The sequence below is a fragment of the Flavobacterium sp. genome (assembly GCF_004211145.1).
GTDB lineage: Bacteria > Bacteroidota > Bacteroidia > Flavobacteriales > Flavobacteriaceae > Flavobacterium.
The window spans coordinates 1-21,314 of the sequence record NZ_SEBS01000024.1; the positions used below are offsets into that span (position 1 = coordinate 1).

13 protein-coding genes and 1 tRNA gene are annotated in these 21,314 nt (G+C 47.3%); 7 read left to right on the forward strand and 7 right to left on the reverse strand.

The annotated features are described in order from the left end of the window. Positions 1-340 precede the first annotated feature (340 nt). Positions 341-802, forward strand: coding sequence for a JAB domain-containing protein (locus tag EOO50_RS11690; protein WP_290840321.1), 462 nt, complete (start codon positions 341-343; stop codon positions 800-802). 53 nt (positions 803-855) lie between these two features. Here the strand turns inward: EOO50_RS11690 and EOO50_RS11695 are convergent, their stop codons facing one another. The 4 genes from EOO50_RS11695 to EOO50_RS11710 all read right to left on the reverse strand — a co-directional run bounded on the left by EOO50_RS11695 (position 856) and on the right by EOO50_RS11710 (position 5,118). After that, on the reverse strand, positions 856-1,317 hold the full coding sequence (locus EOO50_RS11695) for a hypothetical protein (protein WP_290840324.1): 462 nt from the start codon (positions 1,315-1,317) through the stop codon (positions 856-858). Positions 1,318-1,516: 199 nt separating this feature from the next. After that, on the reverse strand, positions 1,517-3,952 hold the full coding sequence (locus tag EOO50_RS11700; protein ID WP_290840326.1) for an ATP-binding protein: 2,436 nt from the start codon (positions 3,950-3,952) through the stop codon (positions 1,517-1,519). Positions 3,953-4,123: 171 nt separating this feature from the next. Next, positions 4,124-4,208 (reverse strand) — tRNA-Ser (locus tag EOO50_RS11705). Positions 4,209-4,401: 193 nt separating this feature from the next. Then, positions 4,402-5,118, reverse strand: coding sequence for a helix-turn-helix domain-containing protein (locus EOO50_RS11710; protein ID WP_290840328.1), 717 nt, complete (start codon positions 5,116-5,118; stop codon positions 4,402-4,404). A gap of 385 nt (positions 5,119-5,503) precedes the next feature. Between EOO50_RS11710 and EOO50_RS11715 the strand changes: the two genes are divergently transcribed. Genes EOO50_RS11715 through EOO50_RS11725 form a run of 3 tightly spaced genes read left to right on the forward strand, consistent with a single transcriptional unit; the run spans position 5,504 to position 15,438 of the window. Then, positions 5,504-12,520: a gliding motility-associated C-terminal domain-containing protein gene (locus EOO50_RS11715; RefSeq protein WP_290840330.1), complete on the forward strand. Its 7,017-nt coding sequence runs from the start codon at positions 5,504-5,506 to the stop codon at positions 12,518-12,520. Positions 12,521-12,564: 44 nt separating this feature from the next. Next, positions 12,565-13,485, forward strand: a complete 921-nt coding sequence (locus EOO50_RS11720; RefSeq protein WP_290840332.1) for a type IX secretion system membrane protein PorP/SprF — start codon at positions 12,565-12,567, stop codon at positions 13,483-13,485. A 12-nt stretch (positions 13,486-13,497) separates the two neighbouring features. Further along, complete coding sequence (locus EOO50_RS11725) at positions 13,498-15,438, forward strand: OmpA family protein (protein ID WP_290840334.1); 1,941 nt, start codon at positions 13,498-13,500, stop codon at positions 15,436-15,438. Between the two features lie 763 nt (positions 15,439-16,201). On the opposite strand, the gene EOO50_RS11730 is transcribed toward EOO50_RS11725, so the two are convergent. Then, positions 16,202-17,248: an NAD(P)-dependent alcohol dehydrogenase gene (locus EOO50_RS11730; protein WP_290840335.1), complete on the reverse strand. Its 1,047-nt coding sequence runs from the start codon at positions 17,246-17,248 to the stop codon at positions 16,202-16,204. 223 nt (positions 17,249-17,471) lie between these two features. Here EOO50_RS11730 and EOO50_RS11735 point away from each other — a divergent pair, with 223 nt between their 5' ends. Further along, on the forward strand, positions 17,472-17,972 hold the full coding sequence (locus tag EOO50_RS11735; RefSeq protein WP_290840337.1) for a DUF1772 domain-containing protein: 501 nt from the start codon (positions 17,472-17,474) through the stop codon (positions 17,970-17,972). A 129-nt stretch (positions 17,973-18,101) separates the two neighbouring features. Here EOO50_RS11735 and EOO50_RS11740 read toward each other — a convergent pair whose 3' ends face one another. Continuing rightward, positions 18,102-19,067, reverse strand: coding sequence for a sugar phosphate isomerase/epimerase family protein (locus EOO50_RS11740; RefSeq protein ID WP_290840339.1), 966 nt, complete (start codon positions 19,065-19,067; stop codon positions 18,102-18,104). Between the two features lie 101 nt (positions 19,068-19,168). Further along, complete coding sequence (locus tag EOO50_RS11745) at positions 19,169-19,318, reverse strand: hypothetical protein (RefSeq protein WP_290840341.1); 150 nt, start codon at positions 19,316-19,318, stop codon at positions 19,169-19,171. 27 nt (positions 19,319-19,345) lie between these two features. On the opposite strand from EOO50_RS11745, the gene EOO50_RS11750 reads away from it, so the two are divergent. Next, on the forward strand, positions 19,346-20,143 hold the full coding sequence (locus tag EOO50_RS11750) for an SPFH domain-containing protein (protein ID WP_290840343.1): 798 nt from the start codon (positions 19,346-19,348) through the stop codon (positions 20,141-20,143). Next, positions 20,143-21,294: a heparan-alpha-glucosaminide N-acetyltransferase domain-containing protein gene (locus EOO50_RS11755; protein ID WP_290840345.1), complete on the forward strand. Its 1,152-nt coding sequence runs from the start codon at positions 20,143-20,145 to the stop codon at positions 21,292-21,294. The genes EOO50_RS11750 and EOO50_RS11755 overlap by 1 nt, the downstream gene beginning before the upstream one ends. Positions 21,295-21,314 lie beyond the last annotated feature (20 nt).

The following is a 21,314-nucleotide window of genomic DNA, read 5'->3' on the forward strand; positions in this document are numbered from 1 at the left end:
AGACATTACAGTCTGCAGATGCAGACGCCGGAATTTGCACACAAAAACAACGAACACGAATACAAATTTTATAGCCTGAAATATTAACCAAAACGGTCAACCTATTTCAGGACAAGACACAATGATGACGCCGGAAGCAGTACGACGATGACTTTGAAGGAACTGGCGAAGGTCGAAGGTTGTGCCTTCAAGCCCATGAACGAAAAGTATGCGCCTTTCAAGGACGTCAACGAGTGCTATGTCGCCCAAATCGAAGCTGCCAAAAAAAAAGCCAAGCCGAAACTGAAACCGAAGCAGAAGCCGAAAGGAATTAAAAATGTCAAAGCTTAAAAACGATTTCATGAAAGTAACGGAGGTGGAACTTGTCTATCACAACAAACAAAAATTCGCAGACCGCCAGCAAATCACGTCGTCGTTCGACGCATATCAAGTCCTGTCGGAAGTCTGGGACGAAGGGAAAATCGAGTTGCAGGAACAGTTCAAAATCCTGTTGCTCGACCGGAAAAATAACGTTCTCGGGGTGTCGCATATTTCAAGTGGTGGCGTCGCCGATTGTATGGTTGATGCAAAACTTGTTTTCGCGACAGCAGTCAAGGCGCTAGCGTCGGGAATTGTTCTGGCTCATAACCATCCGTCGGGCAATATGCAGTTCAGTGATGCGGACAGAGCATTAACCCGAAAATTCTGCGAGGGTGCAAAGAATTTGGACATGCAGGTTCTTGACCACCTCGTTTTAACATCGGAAGGATATGCCTCAATGTCGGATGAAGGACAAATGCCTGCAATACATCTAAAACTTTAACTTGCACAAAAAAGCCCTGTGTGGATTATCCACGCAGGGCTTTTGAACTTTTCTTAATATTCGTAGTGTCGTAACAGATAGCTTTCTATCACTTGGTCATCAAAAATATCTTCTTCGATAACCATCTGTTTAAAAATATCTACCTGAATCTCTGCATCGAGCTCGATTTCATTCATTGACTGCGCGTCGGCAATATAAAATAGCCATCCGGTCAAATCAATTCTGTGCTGGTAATCGTACAATAATTGCGTAAGTTCCAGTTCCGCAGGTGAAGCCTGTAGTAGCGACGCCCATTTATCAAAGTTCGCAATTTTTGCGATGACATGCTGGGCTTGCATAAGCGTGAAATTGTCTTCGTCAATATCGAAGTTGGCGATAACCATTTCTACGTCAAAATACTTTGGACTGTATTCGTACTTAAATGCAGTGGTCGTCTTATCCACCGGCGGCGTTTTTGTTTTAAAATCTTTGTGTAGATTTTTTGCTTGAAGTTTGAAGTAATCAATAGAGTTCATAATATTATCCTTTATATCAAAGATTATTATCCTGAAGATTGAGCGTTCGTAAACTTTGGCCGGATAATAAGCTTTGAAGGTTTATATTATCTAGTTATTGGTTGATAAAATCTTTGCACGAACGAGCAGGCATACCAAAAGACCTGTCGCAAATATAAAAATTTCAATCAAATTATTTTTCACAATCAGCTATTTTTTTTTAAAAATCTTGTTCTTTTACAACTCTATTCATGCCTGCTAAAAAAGTTTTATTTTTAGATTGTGCAGTAAAAATTTCTTTAAGCTTTTCCCAATAGGTATAATCGACTTTGTCTGCAATTTGTCTGCAAATTTGATAGGCCAATTCTTCTTCAAAAGATTGCCATTTATCACTCATTATAATTTCGGTACGGGGTGAGTTTAAGTCAAGGTCACGATTTCCACAAATGTCAACAACTATCGTAAATGGAAACGGCCATGCCAAACGAACTTGATTATTTTTTATCGAATACCACTCGATGAACAAGGTCGTTGGTACTTCTATACCATGCAATGACAATCGAGATGCAGAGCGCATATACTGATTTGAAGACTTATTTTCTTTGATTTCCCCGTCATCATTTATCGTTATTGTTGTTCCAGTTTCTTTAATTGAGTTTTCCTCAATCTTGATGCTTTTTTGAAGTTTATAAGGCTTTCCTTCTATATCAACTTCTCTTGATTTAAGGTCAATTTCCAAGACAGGCACGCCATGACTCTCTAGAATTGCTGCATTCACAGAGCCAATAATACCAACTGATTTATCGTCCAATTCAATGTCAAACCTTCGGATATTATCATGGTCGTGCCATGTATAATCTTGCATCGAAATTGCTTTTGTTTCGATGAAACTATTTTCATCACGGACTTTTGAAGTTGTCGTCGTTTCGATGTTAATTTTAAATGGTGGATTTGGAATAACTCTTTCCACAGACTTAATAAACGCTTCTTCGGAAAGTTCATCCCAAGGATTTCTATTCTTTCGAAGTATAAGCTTCGTTGTTGTTCCCGGAATTTCTCGCTGGCCACTTTGAATAAGAAATATACTTTCTTGCCCTTCGACAGTAATACTCAAAGCTTCACTAGACTTATGCGGTTTATATAAACGCTTCGTATCGACCATTAGAGTATCGGCAACCATAAAGCTTGATAGGATTCCAATTCCAAATCTAGAAGTTGGGGTGAAATCGGCTTTAGATTCGGATTTCAAATTATAAAAATCAGCAGATTTATAAAATGAAGAACCAACTCTGGAATAATAGTTATCAATAATGTATTGATCCATACCTGTACCATTATCGGTTACTTCCAGTATAGAATCGTCATTTTCTTTATAATATTTGACGCTTATCAACGGTTCGTAGAGATTTCCCCAATTTTTCTCCTGTGCTTGTCTAAGCAGACATGCATCAATTGAATTTTGCAGTAACTCTCTCAATGCGACTTCAGGACTACCATAAAGTTTTGTACCCATTAACAAGTCAATGACTTGACGCTTGCTTAGATTAAATTGTGTGTCTCTATAGATGTAAAGAGGTTCGCCGCGCACATTCCTTTGTGTAGATATTTTTTCGCGATCGACTTTAAAGGGAAATTTCAATACTACATTGCGACCTTTATTGGCATTAAATTCATTTAACGAGGAAACTATGTTATTACATATAGACAATTCGTGGTCTATAAAATTGCAAAATTGGTGAATCGACGCTTCAATAGCCGGATGAGTACACTTTGCGCTGAACTGTATAATTTCAGGTTTAATTTCCCATGCTTCAATTGCTCTATGCTTGTTCCATTCCTGCAAAGAAACCGGATTACGGACATACAGATGCGAAAAGAGTATTGCTGGTGTTCTTTTTGAGTCAAAGTCAAGAATATCAGCCAGCCTTAAAACTACTCCGATGAGCGGCAAACATGCTGAAATATCCACGCCACATAAATGATTTTTTTCCAAATCTAATAGTTTAAGAGCATCCTCATTATGACTGTAACAGATCTGCGCAAGTTCAACGGTTAAATCACTATCGCGAAAACGAATTTTGCCATTCCAATCTCTGTCAATAATGTCACGTGCTCGATCAGCATGAGTCTGACGGATAAATTCACTTATCAAAAAAGATTTGATACTTTCTGCTTGACTGTGCTTTCCTTGTATAATAAATCGATTGATGATTTCCTGCTGGTCTGGTCGTGCTTCATAAAATCTTTTAAATTGGTCGTATGCATTTTTGTCCTCACTGTCAGCAAATTCAGGCTCGTTGTCCCAAACTTTTTTCCATGCAAGTACATGCTTTTCGTCCGGTGCCATTCCTATGTCATGAAAAAAGGCACTCAATATAAGCATCATTAATTCAGGCGTTGAGAGGCTTTCAATATTTTTTACACCTAGAAGCCGCTCCATGATGTTAAGAACTCTGAATAAATGGTCGCCATCATGCAAGGTGTATTCGCCCATGTGGCGTAAAATCGTCTTAGTGCGTTGAAATGCATCTGAAACGGCGGAGCCCACGAGCGTAATAACTTCGCTATCTTTTTCCTTTATTCTTTCTTTTAATGTCGCGTAAAGCAAACTTTTCTCTAATCTCGGTAAATATTCGTCTTTATAATCGTCAGCCATGCCTCTTTAATTTGTTCTTCAATAAATTTTTATTGGGGGGGGGGGAGTAAAGGTACAACACTAAAAGCAAACTGCTTTATTTCAAATTCTAAAGAATGGAAATGTTGTACCTATATTGTACCAAAAGAAAAGCCCCGTCTGTAATCCCAGACGGGGCTTGCTCTTGTTCAGCGGAGAAAGAGGGATTCGAACCCCCGGACCTGTTACAGTCAACAGTTTTCAAGACTGCCGCAATCGACCACTCTGCCATTTCTCCAATAAGGTCTGCTACCATTGCTGTTAGCGGTTGCAAATATAACAAGGCTTTTCTGTTTTCCAAAACTATTTTTTCAAAAAACGCACGCAAGGCGATATATTCTTGCGCAAGCCAAATAACTCGTTAAAAATCAGCGTCAAAAAAATGAGAAAAAAAATGCACGAGCACAAAAAAACCGGTTGCCCGGTTTCTATCAATCGGTCATTTCGTTCTTTTTGATGAACTTGTTGATTTTTTTAAGGCTGTCGTTGATGAATTTGAAGCGACTTTCATGGTTCATATCGTACGAGATCACGCCGATCACCAACCAAACTTCAGATATTTCGTTGCTGTTTAAAGCAGTATCATTATAGAAATCATTGTCATTCGTCAAAATCAACTGGTTCGACGCAAGGTTTGATGTATTGATCCTGTTGAGGAAAATCCCCTTGTTTCTCGAAACGACGACGGCAATCGAACTATCCTTCAAATCCTCGATGCTCACCGATTGGCAAATAACGAACGAATTCTCGTCGACCAACGGAAACATATTATTGCTTACGACCTGGAAAGCAATCGAATCGTCGGTGTCGACAAACGGAAACTTGTACGTCGGAACAATTTCAAGCAATGCCTCCCTGTCAGCGCCTGAAGCGTACTGGAACATCACTTCTCGTGTGATCAAAGGAGTCGATGAAGATAAACTGGAACCTTTACGTTTGTTTAAGAACACCTCGTTCAAATCGAGCTCGTAAAGTTCGCTTATCGAGATTATGGCCTCATAGTCGAGACTGTTCCTCTTTTTCCAAGTCGAAATCGTGTTTGGTTTGATGTTAAGGAACTCAGACAGTTGAATATCCGTCTTTAATTTAAGCAATTTTTTAAGCCTGTCGATTACGTCAATCGCATTTTGTGATTTATTTTCTTGCATATTCGCAAAATGAGTTTTATCTTTATCTAAGCGATAAAAACAATGGTTATGAATATTGTGATGTATTCACCATATAAATCGTCGAGGGCTTACAACTTATACAGCCAATTGACTGTCTATCAAGCTTCTCAGCCATCAAGAATTCAATTGAACAACCAGTTCGCATGTTGCCATGATTACTGGGTTAAACTTTGGAAACTATAACGCATCAACAATTAGTGTGGTATTTAAATAGTCGATGAATCGAAACAAATATAGACTTTTTCTTATAACAAGAAATTAAACAAATCTTAAAATCTTAAAAACGAAATTATTATAAATCGCTTTATGAAACATAAATAAAAATCCCATCCCCCAAACCTTATATTAACTTAACACTTAGCTTATGAAATTAAATTTTACGTTCAAGCGAATGTACGAATTTAAGTACATTCTAGTTTTCCTCTTACCGATACTTTTTCTTAACACCACTTACTCTCAATCGGTTAGAGTCTATACAGAAACGATTTCGAGCCAGGCAAACACCGATAACGCGCCATTAGCCGTCGACGAAAACCTCGTCACACGGGCAAATGTCCGCGCCAGTTCGGGATTGGCCTTGGGAATCGGAGCCTATTCGGGCCACGTCGAATTGCAATACGATACGACACTACCCGCCAACACGACTTCCTACGTCAAGATCCAGACCGACGACAACCTGCTTCCTGCCCTATTAGGCGGCAGTCTTGGCGGCGTTCTTGCCGATGTCCTCGGAACGGTTCTCATCGGCAATCAGGAATTTACCGTACAGGCCAAAAACAACGCTACCGTCGTATTACAGGGCGACAGCCAGGATATCGGCGAATTCGCGCAGAACCGATTGCGGATCGTAACCGATGAGAACGGCGACTTTTTCATCGCGATCACACCCGCTCAGGCATACAATCGAATCAGGCTTACAAGCCGCCTCGGTAGCTTGGTCGGTTTGTTTAACGTTCGCACTTTGTATGTGTACGACGCTTTCTACATTTCGCAAGCCGACAACTGCGGTCAACCGTCATACACTTCATTCAGCGGCAACGGCATCACGCTCGACCTCATCAACCTTGCAGGCGCGGGTGTCGATAATCCTGAAAACGTACTCGACGCAAGCACGACGAACTTCTCTCAATTAAGTTTGGGCATCCTGGGCGTCGCTGCATCGATAGAACAGACCGTTTATTTTGACGGCGTCTCGAATGCGAACGACCAATTCAATGTCCGTCTGCGACTCAATCCATCGCTCGTCGAAGTCGGTGTCCTCAACAGCATCCAACTCGTCGCCTCGAACGGGCCGAACGTCGTACAGACCATTTCCGTCGGCTCTTTATTGAACGCCGAATTGCTCAACCTGCTGCAAGGCAACCAAATCGCGACGATCCCGTTCCAGACCTCAGCGCCCGCGAACAGGATTACCGTGCGGTACAATTCATTGTTGGGCGTCAACCTCAACCAGACATTGGATCTATACGACATAACCCGCGTTCCTCGCATTCCGGTCATCACCGACCCGTTCACGTTGAACCCGAGGATCTGCGCCGGAAACGCGGCATCACTCGTTGCTACTACGGCCGCGAACTACGAATTGCACTGGTACGCCACGGCAACGAGCACTACCCCGTTAGCCGTTACCCAGTCGGGCGCGCCGTTTACGACACCTGTGCTGACTGCCGATACGTCGTTTTTTGTATCAGCGGTCCGAGTCGGATGTCCTGAAGAATCACTTCGAGTGCGCATAAACGTCGACGTCATTTCTTTACCGACAGCCGCCGACATCACGATCGCAAGCCCGCAAACCGCCTGTCAAGGAAATGTGACGCTCACGCCTTCAAGCAGTATCGGAGGCGCGGTGATCCGCTATTACACGAGCCAAAGCATGACGACCGAAATCACTACGGGTTATTCGGGAACTCCAGGCGCGACCTACGTTAAAAACCCGACCACGGGCGCATTGACGATCACCGGACTCACGGCAGCCAACTCGCCTTACACCTATTATATAGCGTTGCAGGTCGAAGGTCTTTGCACGAACGTCTCAGGGACTTTAAAGGAAGTCGTCGTTAATTATTCCGACCAACTTACGCTACAGGTCCAAGCGAATATTAGCGGTTGCGGATCGGTGAACCTCGTCGACGCGATCACGAATTTTGATGCATCGAATACTTATTTGTTCTTCGACAGCAACAACAATCCGATCACAGCCGAAGCAGCCGCAAACATCACGGCCAACGGCACGTTCTTCATACAGGCGCAAAGCAACAACGGTGCGTGTTCATCGACCGTGCAGCAAGTCGTCGTCACGATCGTGGCACAACCAACGTTGACGCTTGCTGCAAACGCGCTCGTAACGAACGTAGGAAATTCGGTTACACTTAATGCCACATCGAACGGAACCATTACGTGGTACGACTCCGATGGAAACGCGCTCGCCGGAAACACGGCCGGTCCGTTCACCCAAACAGGCATCTACACATTCACAGCAGTTGCCGTAACTGGCGCGTGTTCAGCCACGGCATCGGTAACGGTAACGGTTCTGGATCCCGCCCAATGTCCGCCGCTTACGCAACCTGATTATGCGACAACGCAAAGTTGGGGATCGATCATCACCGGCGGCGTGTCCAACGCTCCGAATGCAGTCGATGGAAACGTACAAACGTTCTCGACGATCACGACCGGAATCGGATTACTCGGCGTCGGGACGACATGGCAAACGCTTCAATGGGAAGAAACCATCGCTGCGGGAACGCCCGTAACGATCAAACTCGGTTCTGAATACAGCGGTTTGACGTTGATCGGAGGATTCTCGGTCGTCGGAACAAAACGCAACGGTTCAGGCGTGCCCCAAACCATCGGCGCTTTCCAACCGGTTTCAGGCTCGTTGGTCGATTTGCTTCCCGGAGAAAATGCATTTGAATTCACATTCGTTCCATCAAACGGTTCGGGACCTCAGGATTACGACGGCGTGCGGGTCATGATCGGTTCGACCGTAAGCCTGGCGCAAAACGCCAAGGTTTTTGAGGCCTATTATACGACTTCGGCAACCCAAGTGGCTTGCGGAGACGATGTTCGTGACGTGCTTTTCGGAGCGGTCGACCTTGGTGTCGGAGCGCTTACAGCAACTGTCGGCGTTGACGATCCTTTTGAAGCCGTTGACAACAGCCAAACCTCATCGGCTACGATGTACAGCGGGCTCGGCGTTTTGGCTGCGGCCGAATTGACCGTAGTCTTCAACACGCCATCGATCGAAGGCGACCAGGTTCGCATCCGAATCTCAAAACCGGGATCGTTGTTGAGCCTTAGCGCTTTGGCCGGAATCTCGATCCAACCGATGATCGGGAACGCCGTGTCTGGAACGTTGGTTTCGACATCACTATTGAGCCTGCAACTGCTTGGCGGAGGTGAATCGGCTATCCTGACTTTTGAACCGACAGCGACATTCGACCGTCTTCGCATCCGATTCGGGGGCGTTGCAGGCGTACTCGAATTCCTGAATATCCACGATGTGGAACGCCTTGCCGATACGCAGGTCGAAGGCGCCGACGAAACCAACACGATCACGGCTTGTCAAGGCCAGACATTGACGCTTGAAGCCGACGCGGTTCCTTGTACGACCTTCGTTTGGTACGACGCCGAAGTGGGCGGAAACGTAGTCGCGACCGGAAACTCATTCACGCTTCCGGCCGATTTATCAGCGGGACAACACGTGTTCTGGATCCAACCGATCCGTTTCGGGTGTTCGTTCCTGAGCCGCGGAAGCGTGACGGTCAACGTCGTGGAAACCGCGCCTGAGGACGGAATCGAAAACGTAACCATAAACGGTCTCGCCGAAACTTCGATCTGTTCACCTGACGGAAACGTGACGTTGCTCGCAACCTTGGACACGTCGATCACGATTACGAATCCTGTATTCTACTGGTACAGTTTCGACGGCACGACGATGACGCTTGTTCCTAACCAATCCGGACCATCGTTGCAACTCACAGGTTTGGCTCCGGGAACATACACGTATTTCGTCGGATTCAGCTCGACCGAATATTGCCAGACGGCTACGGCGGATCTGACTCAAGTCACGTTCACGATCTTACCGTCATCGGTTGCAGCCGACATCACGGTTGCCGACGCGGGAATCTGTCTCGACGGAACCGCGGTCCTGACTCCGACGTCGACACTTCCGAACCCACAATTCACCTTCTATTTCACGAACGACACGACACAGCCGATCACCGATGGTTTGACGGTTGGAGGCGTGACATATATGATCGCGAACGGAACGTTGACGATAACCGGACTCGACGAAACGGCAAGCCCGTACACGTATTACGTTGCAGTAGTAAGCGATTCGACCTGTATCAACCAGGCGGGACAACTTGCCGAAGCTACCGTAACGGTCGGAACATTGCTTCCGCCGACGACGAACAACGCGACGCAAAACTTCTGTGCAGCGAACAACCCGACGATCGCCGATCTGCAAGTCAATGAAACCAACGTGATCTTCTATGATGCGGCGACCGGAGGAAATCAACTTCCCGCCACGACTCCGCTTGTTGCGGGCGCAACCTATTACGCGACCTTGACCGACGGCGTCTGCGAAAGCGAAACGCGTTTGGCGATTACCGTAACCATCGGAAATCCTTTGACACCGACGACAGGCGACGATTCGCAAAACTTCTGTGCCGCGAACAACCCGACCTTTGCCGATATCCAGGTCAACGAATCGGGAGTCGTATTCTATAATTTACCGACAGGCGGAACGACATTCGACCTGACTGCGCCACTTGTCGCGGGAACATATTACGCGGCCATCGTCGACGGAACCTGCGAAAGCGAAACCCGTTTCGCGATCACGATCACGATCAGCGATCTCGCAACTCCTACGACGAGCAACGCAACCCAAGAATTCTGCGCGGCGCTCAACCCGACAGTTGCCGATCTTGACATAAACGAAGCGAACGTAAACGTGTATGACGTCGCGACAGGAGGAACACCTTTGGCCGAAACGACTCCGCTAGTCACGGGAACGTATTATGTGACGTTGGTTGAAGCCGGGACAGGTTGCGAAAGCGGCGTCCGATTGGAAATCGCGGTAAACGTGAGCACTGTCGGAACACCGACTACGAACGATGCCACCCAGGATTTCTGTTTGGTGACTTCACCGATGGTAGCCGACATACAGGTCAACGAAACAGGCGTCATCTTCTACGACGCGGCTGTTGACGGAAACGCATACGACCCCGCGACACCATTGATGACGGGAACTTATTACGCGGCATTGACGGGCGGCGCTTGTGAGAGCGACACACGTCTTGAAATCGCGGTTACGGTCAACGACCCTGCGCCGCCGACTACCAGCAGCATGACGCAAACGTTCTGCTCGGGAGATAATCCTACGGTAGCCGATCTCCAGTTCAACGAACCGAATGTGATCGTTTACGGAATCATGGTCGGAACACCACTCGATCCTACTTCGCCATTGACTGCCGGAGTTTACTACGCGGCGAATTTCGAAAACGGTTGTGAAAGTTCGATCCGAATCGAGATCACCGTGATCATCACCGAACCTCAGGTTCCTACGACGAACTCGGCTACGCAGAACTTCTGCGCGGCAAACAACCCCACGGTTGCCGACCTTCAGGTAAACGAGACCGGCGTCGTGTTCTACTCTACTCCAACCGGAGGAACGGCACTTGACCCAGCGACACCGCTTACCGCAGGAACGTATTACGCCGCCTTCGGAAACATCACTTGCGACAGCGGAACACGTTTGGAAATCGCCGTAACCATCGGAAACCCGAATACGCCGACGACGAATTCGGCTACACAGAATTTCTGTTCGATCGATGCGCCGACGGTCGCCGACATCCAAGTCAACGAAACCGGCGTGATCTTCTATTCGACCCCGACAGGAGGAACCGCGATCGACCCATCGACGCCATTGACGGCGGGAACGTACTACGCGGCAATCTCTGACGGCGTTTGCGAAAGCGGAACCCGTTTGGAAATCACGATTACTATCGGAGCGCCCGGAACACCGACTACGAACAGCGCGACACAAACGTTCTGCCAGTCGGATAACCCTACGGTTGCCGACATACAGGTCAACGAAACAGGCGTCATCTTCTACTCGACTCCAACGGGCGGAACACCGATCGCAGCGACTACGGCTTTGACCGCTGGCGTTTATTACGCGGCTTTATCCGACGGAAATTGCGAAAGCGGAACCCGTTTGGAAATCACCGTCTTCATCAGCAATCCTGCGACACCGACGACGACCGACGCGACCCAACAATTCTGTTTCGCGAACAACCCGACGGTCGCTGATCTCGATGTGAACGAAACCAACGTCGTATTCTACACGACTGCGACAGGCGGAACGCCACTATCGGCAACCACGGCGCTCGTAACCGGAACATATTATGCGGCTTTGGTTGAAGGCGATTGCGAAAGTGCAGTGAGATTGGTGATAGACGTGACCGTTTCAGGTTCCGACACAGCCGAAATCACAGGCGGAACTGACAGCTCATGTATATCTGAAACCGTGACCTACTCGACCGCTGCAGGTATGCAAAATTATGTTTGGACAGTCACAGGCGGAACGATTACCGCAGGCGGAACTTCAACCGATAACACCGTAACCGTACAATGGACCGAAGTCGGAACAGGAACGGTATCGGTTTCCTACACCGACGCGAATTGCGGCAACACGGCAACGGCCACGCGCAATATCACGATCACGGTTTGTTCGGATCTCACAATCACGAAAGTCGTCGACATCTTCAATCCGGGCATCGAAGACGAGGTAACGTTTACGATAACGGTGAACAACAACGGCATCAGCAACTTCACCAATATCATCGTGAACGAAGCTTTGCCGACAGGTTACACCTACATCAGCAGCACGGCTTCAGCCGGAGTGTACAGCCCGATCACAGGTTTGTGGATCATACCTGCGTTAACCGGAAACACATCGGCTACGCTTGAGATCGTGGTTATGGTGAACGCGACCGGAAACTATATGAACACGGTGACGATCGACGATTCGGTGCCCGATGATTCGATCGTTCTCAACAACGGAGCCGAGGCTTGGGTAGAACCGATCTGCCTGATCGTATACAACGAGTTCACTCCTAATGGCGACGGACAGAACGATACTTTTAGGATCGACTGTATCGAAAACTATCCGAACAACACGCTCCAAGTCCACAACCGTTACGGCGTCATGGTTTACAAAACACGCGGTTACATGAACAACTGGGACGGTACCGCGAACCAGAACTCGCCGATCAACGAGGACAATAAACTTCCTGCAGGAACGTATTACTACGTGCTTGAGCTCAACGACGGAAGCGGCGCGAACAAGGCCGGATGGTTATACATCATGCGTTAACCCAAAGGGTAACAGAAACTGCCATTAACTAAAAATTTGTAAACATGAAATTCAACATATATACAATCGTGGCCATTTTCCTTATCCTTACTTTGGATGGAAATGCGCAACAGGATCCGGGTTACACACAATACATGTACAACCCGCTCGTAATAAATCCCGGTTACACGGGATCAACAGGAGCTTTAGAAGCCGTTCTGATTCACCGTTCCCAATGGGTCGGGATCGAAGGCGCGCCTGAAACACAATCATTGACGATCCACAGCCCGCTTTCAAACGAGAAACTGGGGCTCGGATTCTCGGCCGTGCACGATAAATTAGGCCCGTCGAGCGACATCTATTTCAACGCGAACTTCTCGTACACGCTGAATTTGAACTACGACACGAAACTGGCATTCGGTGTAAAAGCCGGAGCGCGCGTACTCAACATCGACTGGAGCAAAGGTCGTTTCTATGATGAAGCCGACGCGTTGCTCAACCAAAACATCGACAATAAGTTCATTCCCCAGATTGGGGCCGGTGCGTTCTTGTACAAGGAAAACTGGTACGTCGGGGTTTCGGTTCCGAATTTTATCCGAAGCGACTATTACGATGACATCGAGGAATCGGTCGACGTCGATCGCCTGCACTATTATTTGACCGCGGGTTACGTTTGGGATATCTCAGATAACCTCAAGTTCAAGCCGGCCGTCTTGGGTCGTGTCGTGAGCGGTGCTCCGGTCGAGTTCGATATTTCGGCCAACTTCATGTTCATGGAAAAATTCGTGCTCGGCGCGGCATACCGTTTCGACGATTCGGTCTCGGCACTCGCAGGGTTCCAGATTTCACGTGACTTCTTCATCGGATATTCGTACGATTACACGACGAGCGACCTCACCAAATACAACGATGGTACGCACGAGATCCTATTGCGTTTCCAGATGAACAAGAAAACGAACCAGATCAAATCTCCACGATTCTTCTAAAACACACCAAACATGAAAAAGTTCTATATCATCATAGCGTGCTTGGTCATTTCGGTGGCATCGGCACAGAGCAAGCTCAAGCGGGCTGAAAAATTATACAAGCAGTATTCGTTCACCGAGGCCGCGAAGTTGTACGACGAAGCACTCGCCGAAAAGGAAAATCCCGGAGCCGACATCCTCAAAATGGCCGGGGATTCGCACTACAACGTCGGGCAGAAAAAGGAAGCACTCAAGTATTACCAGATGTTGTACGACATCCAGGGCAGCACTTTATCGAACGATTATTTCATCAAATACACCGAATCGGTCAAGGCAACTTTGGATTACGCCAAGGCCGACAAAGTCACAAAGGAATATCTTGCGGCAAAGAACGACAACGCCGTCATGGCAAAGTACGCCCTGCAGAAAAAGCAGATGGACAGCCTTGCCAAGGAAAAGCCTTTGTACACGGTGAAACAGCTCGACGTGAATTCATCGAAGTCGGATTTCGGGACAGCGTTCTACGGACAGAAGATCGTATTCGCATCGGCAAAGGACACGACGAAATACAACGAAAAACTCTACAATTGGAACCAGCAGCCATTTCTCGATTTGTATGTGGCCGAACGCAATGTCAACGACGGCACTCTCTTGAACGTGCAGCCTTTCTTACCGAACGCGATGACAAAATACCACGACGCGACGGCCGCTTTCAGCCCGGATCTCAAAACCGTTTACTATACGCGCAATATTGTCAAGGACAACAAAAAGCTCGTGAACGACAAAACGGGTACGAACCAATTCAAGATTGTACGAGGCGCGCTTAGTGAAGACGGCAAACTTGGCAAACTCGAGGACATGCAGTTCAACAACAATGCGTATTCGACGGGACATCCGGCGGTGAGCAATGACGGGAAATGGCTGTTTTTTGCGTCGGATATGCCCGGCGGACAAGGCGGTTCGGATATTTACGTAGCCGAAGTCGATCCTGCGGGAACGGTCGGACCTGCTAAAAATCTCGGGCCGATGATCAACACGGCGGGCGAGGAAATGTTCCCGTCGTTCAACAACGGCGTGTTGTATTTCGCTTCCGACGGACATTTCGGCTGGGGCGGGCTCGACGTCTACGAATCGAAAATGACGGGCGACTGGAACTTTTCGGAACCGAGAAATCTCGGTGCTCCGATCAATTCCAACAAAGACGACTTCGCGTACATCGTCGACACCGAAGACAAATACGGCTATTTTTCCTCGAACCGCGAAATGGGCAAAGGCGACGACGACATTTATTTCTTCACGAAGGTCAAACCACCTTGCGACGAATTGGTTTCGGGCAAAGTCACGAACGCGAAATCGAAATTGGCCATTGCGGGCGCGACGGTTTCAGTCACCGATTTGATGGATACCGCGATCACGTCGGCCACTACCGACGGCAACGGCGATTATGTCGTCACGGTTCCATGCGGCAAGACGTACAAGATCGCAGCGACCAAAGCCAATCACAGTCGTGAGGAAAAACAACTTGAGATCGGCAAGAAAAACGGGAATCAGACCAAGGATGTGAATTTCGAACTCACGAACTACGACGACCTGATCACCAAGAAAGGCGATGTCGAGAAGATTACCGTGAATCCGATCTACTTCGAATACAACAAATGGAACATTACGGATCTGGCCGCAGTCGAACTTGACAAGGTCGTATTCGCGATGACGAAATTCCCGCATCTTAAAATCAAGATCGAATCGCATACGGATTCACGTGGGAAAGATGCTTACAATTTGAAATTATCAGACAGTCGCGCCAAATCGACCAGAGACTATATCATATCCAAAGGGATCGATGCCAGCCGCATCGACAGTGCTATCGGATACGGCGAAAGCCGTCTAACGAACCGATGCAAGAACGGAGTCAAGTGTACCGAGGCTGAACACCTCGCGAACCGCCGCTCTGACTTCATCGTAATCGATAAGTAAGTTAAGTTACTTAAGTTTGGGTGTTTGGAAAAGCCGTCTTCGGACGGCTTTTTTATTAGTTAAAATTGAAGCAATCGCATTTTTGAAAGATCGCCTTTATGAATTGAATATTCTTACAGTTTCGAATCGATGTTTTTTTATCTATTCACGAAAAATTTGCTAAATGGCGGTGGCAAAACTCTCAGCCAAAACCGACCGATACTCAATCGGTACACCATTTTTAAGATTATTTGATTAACCTTACGCAATCATAAAGGAAATTTGCAATCCTTACGGTAACGTCATCAATCATAAATCAAAAAACGAATAGTCTTTTAATCAAAACGAAAATACCGGAACACACATCCACCACTAATCCGGCTTACCATAATCCAGCAAAAAACAATACACATTCCGAGCAGGCGGTTCCTGCCGATGGCTTCCAGCGTCCATTCGCGCGCGCCATATGACCGATAATTCTTTAAGCAATAGTTGGGAATTGAGTTAAAATGCACCTAAAAACCGTCAGCGCTTAACTGGCGGTTTTTTTTTGGCGCAAGGTGCAAGGTACAAGGTGCAGAGTCACGATTCATTATTACGAAATCCAAGAACGGACTGAGTAATCTGCCGCGAAAAAAAAAACTAAACTCGGCCCGAGTAAAATAAGCCATCAATAAAAAAAGCGTAAAATCTTCGTGCCTTCGTGCCTTCGTGGCAAAAAAAAATCCGCAGCCCAAACCACGGATTTATCGTCAATTGTCAATTGTCAATTGTCAATTATCAATTACAAACTCGCCATATCAATCACAAATCGATATCGTACATCATTTTTCTGCATTCTTGTGTACGCGTTTTCAATGTCTTTGATGTCGATCATCTCGATCTCGGAAACGATTCCATGTTCGGCACAGAAATCAAGCATCTCCTGAGTTTCGGGCAAACCTCCGATTCCGGAACCGGCCAACGATTTTCGGCCGCCGATCACGCTGAAATGGTGAACCGGCTGCGCATCGGGCGGCACTCCCACGACGCACAAAACGCCGTCGGTCCTGAGCAATCCCAAATAGGCGTTCAAATCGTGTGGCGCCGAAACCGTGTCGAGGATGAAATCGAAATAACCGCGAACGCTTTTCATTTGGTCAGCGTCTTTGGTAACGACGAATTTGTGCGCTCCGAGTTTCTTGGCATCGGCTTCCTTACTTGCCGATGTACTCAAAACGGTAACTTCGGCTCCGAAAGCAGCGGCGAACTTCACGCCCATGTGACCCAATCCGCCAAGCCCGACGACGGCAACCTTGTCGCCCTTGCCTACTTTCCAGTGGCGCAACGGAGAATATGTCGTGATTCCGGCGCACAACAACGGAGCGGTCGCGGCAAGATCCAATTTGTCGGAAATCTTTAAAGTGAAATCTTCGTGGACGACGATCGTGTTCGAATATCCGCCGTAAGTCGGTGTTTTCCCGTCTTGTTCGGTACCGTTGTACGTTTGGGACGAACCGTTCTCGCAATATTGTTCCAGACCTTTCTGGCAGTTGTCGCAGGTGCGGCAGGAATCGACGAGACAGCCCGTTCCGGCAAGATCGCCCACTTTGAATTTCGTGACATCGGATCCGACGGCGATTACTTTCCCCACGATTTCATGTCCGGGAACCATCGGGAAAACTTCTCCGCCCCATTCGCCTCTCGCCTGGTGCAGGTCGGAATGACAGACGCCGCAGAACAGAATATCGAATTGGACGTCGTGCGGTTTCAAGTCGCGTCTTTCGAACGTCCACGGCGCCAATGGAGTCGATGCCGTTTGGGCAGCGTATGCTTTTGCTGTTGTAGTCATAATTGGTTGTATTTTTAGATTGGTACGAATTTACACATTTGTTGATTTGTTGATTCGTTGATTCGTTGATTTGTTGATTTGTTTATGCGTTGATTCGTTGATTTGTTGATTTGTTGATTTGAGTTCTTGCCTTCCGTTGGGACTTTGAATATGCAACGCGAGAGATCGATTCTAATTAACGCATAAACAAACAAAAATAGATATCTTTAGAAAACCTAATTAAATGCAAATCAGCCAAATGAACATAAAAAAAGTAATTCTTTTCACATCCGTTTCGTTTGCGAGCGGAATCCTCTTCGTAAATATTTACAATTCCTTGGTCAATGCCGTGGCGGTCGACAGCGATATCCCGAATTCGGTGATCGCCACGAGGGAATATTTCAAGGTCGTGAATCCCGGTGATTTCTTCAAGATATTTTCGCCTCTCACGCAGGTCTTCGCGTTATTGTCGCTGATCGTATTGTGGAAAAGATCGAAATCGGTCCGGATGTTTTTGGGTTTGGCGTTCTTGTGCTATCTGTCGGCGGACATATTCACATTCATTTATTTCCATCCCAGAAACGACATCATGTTCAAGCTCGAACCGCTTCCCGATACCGGGACACTCAAACGGCTTTCGTCCGAATGGATGTCGATGAACTGGCTGCGCTCGCTGATCGTATTCGCCGGAATTGTATTTTCATTTTGTGCGATTGACCGGATTTATTCGGAGAAGATTCTGTAATTGTTGATTTGTTGATTCGTTGATTTGTTGATTAGAATCAATCTCTTGCGTTGTCGGCCTAAGTTCCCAACAGAAGGCACAAACTCAAATCAACAAATCAACGAATCAACAAATCAACTATTCAACAATTCATCCAAACTTTTCCAACAACTTCTTCGTCGCCAAAATCCCATCCATCTCGCTCATCCTCGGCCCTTCATATTCCACTCCGATGAATCCCGTGTAACCCGAATCCTTGACCATTTTCATCATGCGTTTGTAATCGATGGTCGTTTCGTCGCCCGACGCGTTGAAATCATACGACTTCGCACTCACTCCTTTCGCGAACGGCAGCAGTTCCGAAATGCCTTTGTAGCGGTCGTATTCCTCTACGCAAGCGCCTTCGAAGCGTTGTCCGCCTTCGCGTTTGAGGCAGAAATTCCCAAAATCAGGCAACGTGCCGCAATTCTTGAGATTCACGTTTTTCATGATCTTGGCGACTTTCGCGGCATCCGATGAAAGCTGATGGTGGTTTTCGACAATGATATTGAGCTTGCTCTTCGACGCGGTCTCGCACAGTTCACGCAGGCTTTCGGCTGACATGTCCATCCATTTCTGCGGATCTTTCTCGGTTTCTCCTCCGAACAGGTTCACGCGCACCGAATGGCAACCCAATTCGGCCGCAGCATCGATCCATTTCACGTGATCGGCAACCACGGCCTTGCGTTTGGTTTGGTCGTCGGTCGATAAATCACCTTCGTCGACCATGATCAGGATATTCTGTAACCCGAGATCGGAACTGCGTTTCCTGAGTTCTTTTGCAGTCGTGGAAAGCGCCGATTCCTTTCCTTTTTCAGGCGCGTAAAAAGCGTTCACATATTCGACGCCTTCAAAACCGAGTTCCTTGGCCATCTTGGGGAATTCCAATGCGGGCAATACTTTGCTGAACAGCGCGCGGTGCAGCGACCATTGCGCGAGCGACAATTTGAAAAATGGTTTCGCCGAAGGTGCGAACAGGTCGTTTTCGGCGGCGAACAAACTCGGCAACGTCAAGCCTGTGATCGAAGCCGCAAGCCCGAATCGGCTCGTTTGTGTAAGGAATTTACGTCTATTCATAATGGAAGTTTCTTGCTTTTAAAGTTAACAACTTATTCCAAAGTCAGGCTCAAAATTTCTTACATTTGAACAGAAACCAGCCAAATGACCAACCAAAAAATCTACGCGATCGTTTCGATTCCAATCGGGCTGCTGTTCTTGTTCTGGCTGTTCACCTGGGCATTCGACATGATCAGCGCGCCGTCGAACACCTGCGTATTTTTGGGCGTTTTGCTCGCGTGCATCGGGCTGTTCATCCTTTTTAAACTCATCCAATTCCTACTAAAAACCTTTATGCCATGACGCGAAGCCGAATCATTTTCCTCGTGAGTGCTTTTATTTTGATGATTTTCGTCTTGATCGGGTTCAATTCATGCAACGAGCGTATCGACGCGGGTTACGAGGGAATTCTCGTCAAATTGTACGGGAGCGAAAAAGGCGTCCAGGATGTAAGTTTGGTCACGGGCCGCGTTTGGTACAATCCGTTTACCGAGAACGTGTACGAGTTTCCGACGTATGTGCAGACGATCAATTACACCGCGTTTACGGTGAATGCGAAAGACGGTTCGGTATTTTCAGTCGACCCTACGCTGTCGTTCAAGGTACGCGACGGCCAATCGCCCGTAATCTTCAAGAAGTACCGCAAAGACATCCGCGAGATCACCGAAACGACATTGTTCAATTACATAAAAGATGCGTTCCGGATTGAATTCAACAAATATTCCACCGACAGCATCATCTCGAACCGCGAAAAATTTGAGAATTCCATCCAGATGAACATGGGTGAACTGCTAAAAAAAGAAGGTTTTATTTTGGAACAGATGACGTCGGGCATCCAATATCCTGAAACGATCACCGAAGCCATAAACGCGAAGAACGCCGCCGTCCAACAGGCAATGCGCGTCGAGAACGAGCTCAAGGTTTCACAAGCGCAAGCGCGAAAATTGATCGTCCAGGCCGAAGCCGAAGCGAAAGCCAACGAACTGCGAAAGCAATCGTTAAATGCACTTTTGATCCAACAGCAATTCATCGAGAAATGGGACGGAAAAACGCCAATCTATGGCAACGCTCCGGCTTTCTTTAAAAACGTGGACTGATGAAACGCGTGCACGGCATCGACATCGTCCGTGGTCTGGTCATGGTCGTCATGGCGCTCGACCACATTCGCGATCTGATGCACGCGCCGTCGCTTTCGAACAATCCGACGGATCTCGCCACGACGTCGCCAGCGATTTTCTTCACGAGATTCATCACGCATTTTTGTGCACCGACTTTCGTTTTCCTCGCGGGAACATCGGCTTTCCTATCGCTTCAAAAATCGGGAAATGTCAGCGCGAACCGCAGTTTCCTGATCAAACGTGGCCTTTGGCTGATATTCCTCGAATTCACGGTCGTCGGTTTCGGGATTTGGTTCGACATCGGGTTCCACACGATATTGTTTCAAGTGATCGCGGCTTTGGGTTTCGGATTCATCTTCTTGGGATTGCTGCTCAAATTTTCGTCAGGGACAATCGGAATCGTCGGAATTGCACTACTGATAATACAAACCATTTTGCCATTGCTTCCCGTTGCGGACGGTTCAATCAAAACTATTTTCTCGTTCCTGTTTTTTTCGAATTTCGTTCCATTGGGTGAAGGACGCGCACTCATCTACGCCTACCCGATTTTGTCGTGGACCGCGATTTTGTTCATGGGTTACGGCGTCGGAAGCTGGTTCACGAAATCGAACTATCAATCCAGATTGCTTGCGACCGGTTCGATTTGCGTCACAACATTTTTTGTTTTACGACTGCTAAACATCGGAGATTTGGCGCCTTGGTCCATGCAAAAAGACTTGATCTTTACGGTGATGTCGTTCCTTAACGTGACGAAATATCCGCCGACATTGCAATTTTGCCTGTTGACTTTGGGCGTAATGTTCATCTTGTTATGGCTCGCCGGGAAAAGTCGGAACGGGCTTACGGAAATTCTCGAAACCTTCGGCAAAGTCCCGATGTTCTACTATTTGATCCATTGGTACGCGATTCACGGCACGTTGATTTTATTGCTGCTGATTCAAGGATTTTCATTTGGCCAAATGCATTTCGAAGCCATGCGTTTCGGACGGCCTTTGGATGAATTCAGCGGCGTAAATCTCGGTTGGATTTATGTGATCTGGTTTTCGATCGTCACGATTCTATATTTCCCATGCCGATCGTATTCGCGCTACAAATCCCAAAACAAAAGCTGGTGGCTGCGTTACCTGTGACCCGTTTGGTATAAAAAAAG

Bases quoted from the DNA above. Each gene is read 5' to 3' on its own strand.
- EOO50_RS11690 (WP_290840321.1), top strand. From the start codon at position 341: ATGAAAGTAACGGAGGTGGAACTTGTCTATCACAACAAACAAAAATTC.
- EOO50_RS11695 (WP_290840324.1), bottom strand. From the start codon at position 1,317: ATGAACTCTATTGATTACTTCAAACTTCAAGCAAAAAATCTACACAAA.
- EOO50_RS11700 (WP_290840326.1), bottom strand. From the start codon at position 3,952: ATGGCTGACGATTATAAAGACGAATATTTACCGAGATTAGAGAAAAGT.
- EOO50_RS11710 (WP_290840328.1), bottom strand. From the start codon at position 5,118: ATGCAAGAAAATAAATCACAAAATGCGATTGACGTAATCGACAGGCTT.
- EOO50_RS11715 (WP_290840330.1), top strand. From the start codon at position 5,504: ATGAAATTAAATTTTACGTTCAAGCGAATGTACGAATTTAAGTACATT.
- EOO50_RS11720 (WP_290840332.1), top strand. From the start codon at position 12,565: ATGAAATTCAACATATATACAATCGTGGCCATTTTCCTTATCCTTACT.
- EOO50_RS11725 (WP_290840334.1), top strand. From the start codon at position 13,498: ATGAAAAAGTTCTATATCATCATAGCGTGCTTGGTCATTTCGGTGGCA.
- EOO50_RS11730 (WP_290840335.1), bottom strand. From the start codon at position 17,248: ATGACTACAACAGCAAAAGCATACGCTGCCCAAACGGCATCGACTCCA.
- EOO50_RS11735 (WP_290840337.1), top strand. From the start codon at position 17,472: ATGCAAATCAGCCAAATGAACATAAAAAAAGTAATTCTTTTCACATCC.
- EOO50_RS11740 (WP_290840339.1), bottom strand. From the start codon at position 19,067: ATGAATAGACGTAAATTCCTTACACAAACGAGCCGATTCGGGCTTGCG.
- EOO50_RS11745 (WP_290840341.1), bottom strand. From the start codon at position 19,318: ATGAGTTTAAAAAGGATGAACAGCCCGATGCACGCGAGCAAAACGCCC.
- EOO50_RS11750 (WP_290840343.1), top strand. From the start codon at position 19,346: ATGACGCGAAGCCGAATCATTTTCCTCGTGAGTGCTTTTATTTTGATG.
- EOO50_RS11755 (WP_290840345.1), top strand. From the start codon at position 20,143: ATGAAACGCGTGCACGGCATCGACATCGTCCGTGGTCTGGTCATGGTC.